Below are 1768 nucleotides of genomic sequence, written 5' to 3'. Positions count from 1 at the left end.
CCCGGACCCCACCGCCCTCGCGCCCGACCCGCCCGAGGTGATGGACCTGCTCGGGTCGCTCGTCGACAAGTCCCTCGTGGTCGCGGCCCCTTCGCCCGACGGCCAGATGCGCTACCGCCTCCTGGAGACCGTCGCCGAGTACGCGGCCGAGCGGCTCGACGAGGCCGGAGACCGGGCCACAGCGGAGCGGGCCCACCTCGTCCACTACCGCGAACTGGCCCGCACCTCCGACCCCGAGCTACGCGGCCCACGGCAGCGCGCCGCGATCGAACGCATCGAGGTCGAGTACGAGAACCTGCGCACCGCACTGCGCCGGGCGACCGCCGCCAGGGATGAACACGAGGCCCTCTGCCTCGTCGTGTCGCTCAGCTGGTACTGGCAGATGCGCGAGCTGCGCGCCGAGAGCCGCCAGTGGGCCACCGCGGCCGCCGAGCTCGGCCCCGACCCCTTCGCCGAGCCGGTCAGGCCCGTACCGCCCCTGTTCGAGCGGTGTATCGACGCGCCGCCGCCGATGCCGCCCGAACAGCTGTGGGAGGCACGGCGTGGGGTCCGGCTGATCCAGCTGGCCTCCGAGGACCACTCCGCCGGTGGCTGGGCCTCGGATGAGACGAAGGCCCGGATGCGCCGGATCATCGCCGCCTACCGCCCCGGCCTGCCGCAGACTTGCCGTTCGCCAGGCGCCCTGTGGATCTACGTGGTGCTGGTCAGCGGTGACCTGTGCGATCTGCGGTCCCTGCTCGACGCCACGGTGGACGCCTGTCGCAGGTACGGCTACCGCTGGGAGCTGGCCGGTGCCCTGCATATGCGGGCGTGGGTGCTCGCCAACCGCACCGACTGGGCGGGGAGCGCACCTCGCGACGCCGCCGAGGCGCTGGCCCTCTTCCAGGAACTCGGCGACAACTGGGGTGCCGCCGAAGCGCTCTCCGCGAGCGGTGAGGCCCACGAGCGGCTCGGCGAGTACGCCCGCGCCGGGGCGGACTTCAGCGCGGCGATCGAACTTTCCGAACAACTCGGGGCACCGAGCCAGGTCGCGGTCCTCAAGGCCCGGTACGCCTCGACCCTGCTGGAGTCCGGCGAGCGGCCCGAGCGGGGCGAGGCGATCCTGCGCGAGGTCATCGCCCAGCAGGGCAGGGGCTCCATGGACGCGCTGCCCGCGGCCCGGCTGTACCTCACGGTCTGGCTGGGCCGCACGGAACGCACCGGTGAGGCACGCGAGCAGGCCGCCCTGCTGCGCGAGCAGTACCCCGCGGGACCCGTGGCGTTCTTCGAGGGCCTGGTACGCGGCCTGCTCGGCTGGCTCGACAACCAGGACGGGCGCTACGGCGCCGCCCTGGAACACGCGCGAGCCGCCCTCGCCTGCTGCAATGAGCCGTTGGCCGTGATGGTCGTGCCCCATCTGCCCGCGGTGCATCTGACGACCGCCGCACGGGCGTTGGCGGGCACGGCGGCGGCCGACGGCAGCCAGGACCGGGCCCGGGTCGCCGCCCGGCTGCTGGGCGCGGGCGACGCGCTGCTCCCGCCGGGACACCACCCCGAAACCAACGAGCGCGAGAACCGCGAGGCCGCCGAGGCCGCCGTAAGGGCGGTCATCGACGACACGGCGTACGAGCAGGCGTACGCGGAAGGCGGCGACCTCCAGGTGGGGGAGGCCGCCGCCCTGTTCTGACCGCGGCGCGGACGCGACCCGGGCGCCGGGTCAGACCGGAGGCCGCGCAGAGCCTGTCTTTGAACCCCCGCCTGCGCCCCGACGCCCGGCACGCACGCTCGC

Annotated in this window: 1 pseudogene; it reads left to right on the top strand. The window is 74.4% G+C overall.

From position 1 onward, the window contains the following. Positions 1 to 1666, top strand: a pseudogene (locus U9R90_RS35940) (AfsR family transcriptional regulator); the annotation flags it as partial. Positions 1667 to 1768: the final 102 nt, after the last annotated feature.

This window comes from Streptomyces sp. E11-3 (assembly GCF_046540415.1).
Classification (GTDB): Bacteria; Actinomycetota; Actinomycetes; order Streptomycetales; family Streptomycetaceae; genus Streptomyces.
This window is presented reverse-complemented; position numbering and strand designations above follow the sequence as displayed.